The 5,232-nt window shown below is 51.6% G+C and carries 3 rRNA genes; all 3 read left to right on the top strand.

The annotated features are described in order from the left end of the window. Positions 1-248 precede the first annotated feature (248 nt). The 3 genes from ACSVDD_RS29445 to rrf all read left to right on the top strand — a co-directional run bounded on the left by ACSVDD_RS29445 (position 249) and on the right by rrf (position 5,175). Positions 249-1,798 (top strand): 16S ribosomal RNA (locus ACSVDD_RS29445). Between the two features lie 223 nt (positions 1,799-2,021). Continuing rightward, positions 2,022-4,956 (top strand): 23S ribosomal RNA (locus ACSVDD_RS29440). Between the two features lie 103 nt (positions 4,957-5,059). After that, positions 5,060-5,175 (top strand): 5S ribosomal RNA (gene rrf / locus ACSVDD_RS29435). The 16S, 23S and 5S rRNA genes sit together here, the layout of an rRNA operon. Positions 5,176-5,232: the final 57 nt, after the last annotated feature.

The raw sequence follows: 5,232 nt of genomic DNA, 5'->3' as shown, positions 1-5,232 counted from the left end.
AAACATTTTCGCGGCAGACGGTTGAAATACCAAAAGCGTTTTTTGAAAGAAACATTGCTTTAAAAAAAGTGTTGACAGGAAAAACGCTGGATGTTATATTAATAAAGTCGCTTCTAGGCGACAAGCTAACTAACTTGTTCTTTGAAAACTAAACAAACAAGCGTCAACAAACAATATTTTATAGTGACTTCTATTATATAGATGATCACTAGCCAACGTTTTAACTTTATGAGCTAACTCATAACTCTTTTTTGGAGAGTTTGATCCTGGCTCAGGACGAACGCTGGCGGCGTGCCTAATACATGCAAGTCGAGCGGATCTTCATTAGCTTGCTTTTGAAGATCAGCGGCGGACGGGTGAGTAACACGTGGGCAACCTGCCTGTAAGACTGGGATAACTTCGGGAAACCGGAGCTAATACCGGATAATCCTTTTCCTCTCATGAGGAAAAGCTGAAAGACGGTTTCGGCTGTCACTTACAGATGGGCCCGCGGCGCATTAGCTAGTTGGTGAGGTAACGGCTCACCAAGGCGACGATGCGTAGCCGACCTGAGAGGGTGATCGGCCACACTGGGACTGAGACACGGCCCAGACTCCTACGGGAGGCAGCAGTAGGGAATCTTCCGCAATGGACGAAAGTCTGACGGAGCAACGCCGCGTGAGCGATGAAGGCCTTCGGGTCGTAAAGCTCTGTTGTCAGGGAAGAACAAGTATCGGAGTAACTGCCGGTACCTTGACGGTACCTGACCAGAAAGCCACGGCTAACTACGTGCCAGCAGCCGCGGTAATACGTAGGTGGCAAGCGTTGTCCGGAATTATTGGGCGTAAAGCGCGCGCAGGCGGTTCCTTAAGTCTGATGTGAAAGCCCCCGGCTCAACCGGGGAGGGTCATTGGAAACTGGGGAACTTGAGTGCAGAAGAGGAGAGCGGAATTCCACGTGTAGCGGTGAAATGCGTAGAGATGTGGAGGAACACCAGTGGCGAAGGCGGCTCTCTGGTCTGTAACTGACGCTGAGGCGCGAAAGCGTGGGGAGCGAACAGGATTAGATACCCTGGTAGTCCACGCCGTAAACGATGAGTGCTAAGTGTTAGAGGGTTTCCGCCCTTTAGTGCTGCAGCAAACGCATTAAGCACTCCGCCTGGGGAGTACGGCCGCAAGGCTGAAACTCAAAGGAATTGACGGGGGCCCGCACAAGCGGTGGAGCATGTGGTTTAATTCGAAGCAACGCGAAGAACCTTACCAGGTCTTGACATCCTCTGACAACCCTAGAGATAGGGCGTTCCCCTTCGGGGGACAGAGTGACAGGTGGTGCATGGTTGTCGTCAGCTCGTGTCGTGAGATGTTGGGTTAAGTCCCGCAACGAGCGCAACCCTTGATCTTAGTTGCCAGCATTAAGTTGGGCACTCTAAGGTGACTGCCGGTGACAAACCGGAGGAAGGTGGGGATGACGTCAAATCATCATGCCCCTTATGACCTGGGCTACACACGTGCTACAATGGATGGAACAAAGGGCAGCGAAGCCGCGAGGTGAAGCCAATCCCATAAAACCATTCTCAGTTCGGATTGCAGGCTGCAACTCGCCTGCATGAAGCCGGAATCGCTAGTAATCGCGGATCAGCATGCCGCGGTGAATACGTTCCCGGGCCTTGTACACACCGCCCGTCACACCACGAGAGTTTGTAACACCCGAAGTCGGTGGGGTAACCTTTTGGAGCCAGCCGCCTAAGGTGGGACAGATGATTGGGGTGAAGTCGTAACAAGGTAGCCGTATCGGAAGGTGCGGCTGGATCACCTCCTTTCTAAGGATATTGCCGTAAAGGCAATCGGAACTCAGATCTTCGGATCTGATGATGTTGACCGCTTGTTTGTTTAGTTTTGAGGGAGCAAGTGCCTCAAAGCTTTTTTGTTCCTTGAAAACTAGATAATCGTAAGTAAGAAGAACCAAGAAAAAACCGAGTGATCGCCATTTTAGTTTTTCTCTCTATTTAATAGAGAATCAACCACGACAATTTATTGTCAAACGGTTAAGTTAGAAAGGGCGCACGGTGGATGCCTTGGCACTAGGAGCCGATGAAGGACGGGACTAACACCGATATGCTTCGGGGAGCTGTAAGTAAGCTTTGATCCGGAGATTTCCGAATGGGGAAACCCACTGTTCGTAATGGAACAGTATCTTTACCTGAATACATAGGGTATTGAAGGCAGACCCGGGGAACTGAAACATCTAAGTACCCGGAGGAAGAGAAAGCAAACGCGATTCCCTGAGTAGCGGCGAGCGAAACGGGACATAGCCCAAACCAAGAGGCTTGCCTCTTGGGGTTGTAGGACACTCTACATGGAGTTACAAAGGAACGGGGTAGATGAAGTGGTCTGGAAAGGCCCGTCAGAGAAGGTAAAAACCCTGTAGTTGAAACTTCGTTCCCTCCTGAGTGGATCCTGAGTACGGCGGGACACGAGAAATCCCGTCGGAAGCTGGGAGGACCATCTCCCAAGGCTAAATACTCCCTAGTGACCGATAGTGAACCAGTACCGTGAGGGAAAGGTGAAAAGCACCCCGGAAGGGGAGTGAAATAGATCCTGAAACCGTGTGCCTACAAGTAGTCAGAGCCCGTTCATGGGTGATGGCGTGCCTTTTGTAGAATGAACCGGCGAGTTACGATTACATGCAAGGTTAAGTTGAGAAGACGGAGCCGCAGCGAAAGCGAGTCTGAATAGGGCGAATGAGTATGTGGTCGTAGACCCGAAACCAGGTGATCTACCCATGTCCAGGGTGAAGGTTGGGTAACACCAACTGGAGGCCCGAACCCACGCACGTTGAAAAGTGCGGGGATGAGGTGTGGGTAGCGGAGAAATTCCAATCGAACTTGGAGATAGCTGGTTCTCTCCGAAATAGCTTTAGGGCTAGCCTCACGTTGTAAGAGTCTTGGAGGTAGAGCACTGTTTGGACTAGGGGCCCTCATCGGGTTACCGAATTCAGACAAACTCCGAATGCCAAAGACTTATCCGTGGGAGTCAGACTGCGAGTGATAAGATCCGTAGTCAAAAGGGAAACAGCCCAGACCACCAGCTAAGGTCCCAAAGTATACGTTAAGTGGAAAAGGATGTGGAGTTGCTTAGACAACCAGGATGTTGGCTTAGAAGCAGCCACCATTTAAAGAGTGCGTAATAGCTCACTGGTCGAGTGACTCTGCGCCGAAAATGTACCGGGGCTAAACGTATCACCGAAGCTGTGGATTGACATCTACGATGTCAGTGGTAGGAGAGCGTTCTAAGGGCGTTGAAGCTAGACCGTAAGGACTGGTGGAGCGCTTAGAAGTGAGAATGCCGGTATGAGTAGCGAAAGATGGGTGAGAATCCCATCCACCGAATGCCTAAGGTTTCCTGAGGAAGGCTCGTCCTCTCAGGGTTAGTCGGGACCTAAGCCGAGGCCGAAAGGCGTAGGCGATGGACAACAGGTTGATATTCCTGTACCACCTCTTTATCGTTTGAGCAATGGGGGGACGCAGTAGGATAGGGTAAGCGCGCTGTTGGATATGCGCGTCTAAGCAGTAAGGCTGCAAGTGAGGCAAATCCCGCTTGCGTGAAGGCTGAGCTGTGACAGCGAGGGAAATATAGTACCGAAGTTCCTGATTTCACACTGCCAAGAAAAGCCTCTAGCGAGATAAAAGGTGCCCGTACCGCAAACCGACACAGGTAGGCGAGGAGAGAATCCTAAGGTGAGCGAGAGAACTCTCGTTAAGGAACTCGGCAAAATGACCCCGTAACTTCGGGAGAAGGGGTGCTCATTTGGGTGAATAGCCTAGATGAGCCGCAGTGAATAGGCCCAGGCGACTGTTTAGCAAAAACACAGGTCTCTGCGAAGCCGCAAGGCGAAGTATAGGGGCTGACGCCTGCCCGGTGCTGGAAGGTTAAGAGGAGGGGTTAGCGCAAGCGAAGCTCTGAATCGAAGCCCCAGTAAACGGCGGCCGTAACTATAACGGTCCTAAGGTAGCGAAATTCCTTGTCGGGTAAGTTCCGACCCGCACGAAAGGCGTAACGATCTGGGCACTGTCTCAACGAGAGACTCGGTGAAATTATAGTACCTGTGAAGATGCAGGTTACCCGCGACAGGACGGAAAGACCCCGTGGAGCTTTACTGTAGCCTGATATTGAATTTTGGTACAGCTTGTACAGGATAGGTAGGAGCCTGAGAAACCGGAGCGCCAGCTTCGGTGGAGGCGTCGGTGGGATACTACCCTGGCTGTATTGAAATTCTAACCCGCGCCCCTGATCGGGGCGGGAGACAGTGTCAGGTGGGCAGTTTGACTGGGGCGGTCGCCTCCTAAAGAGTAACGGAGGCGCCCAAAGGTTCCCTCAGAATGGTTGGAAATCATTCGCAGAGTGTAAAGGCACAAGGGAGCTTGACTGCGAGACCTACAAGTCGAGCAGGGACGAAAGTCGGGCTTAGTGATCCGGTGGTTCCGCATGGAAGGGCCATCGCTCAACGGATAAAAGCTACCCCGGGGATAACAGGCTTATCTCCCCCAAGAGTCCACATCGACGGGGAGGTTTGGCACCTCGATGTCGGCTCATCGCATCCTGGGGCTGTAGTCGGTCCCAAGGGTTGGGCTGTTCGCCCATTAAAGCGGTACGCGAGCTGGGTTCAGAACGTCGTGAGACAGTTCGGTCCCTATCCGTCGTGGGCGCAGGAAATTTGAGAGGAGCTGTCCTTAGTACGAGAGGACCGGGATGGACGCACCGCTGGTGTACCAGTTGTCTTGCCAAAGGCATCGCTGGGTAGCTATGTGCGGACGGGATAAGTGCTGAAAGCATCTAAGCATGAAGCCCCCCTCAAGATGAGATTTCCCATAGCGCAAGCTAGTAAGAACCCTGAAAGATGATCAGGTTGATAGGTCAGAGGTGGAAGCGCGGTGACGTGTGGAGCTGACTGATACTAATCGTTCGAGGACTTAACCAAAATAGATTACTCGTTTTTCTTATTCTTCTTACACATTATCTAGTTTTGAGGGAATAAAGTTTTTTGCGTCAGCAAAAGAACTGTCCTTTCCTTAATTAAATAGTCTGGTGGCGATGGCGAGAAGGTCACACCCGTTCCCATACCGAACACGGAAGTTAAGCTTCTCAGCGCCGATGGTAGTTGGGGGTTTCCCCCTGTGAGAGTAGGACGCCGCCGGGCGAAAAGACAGAGATTCACATCCCTGTCTTTTTTAATCCCTATCACTCTTTCCAGTTA

This window comes from Azospirillum terrae (assembly GCF_053470425.1).
Note: the sequence above shows the minus strand (reverse complement) of the source record. Positions and strands in the feature narration are given on the sequence as shown.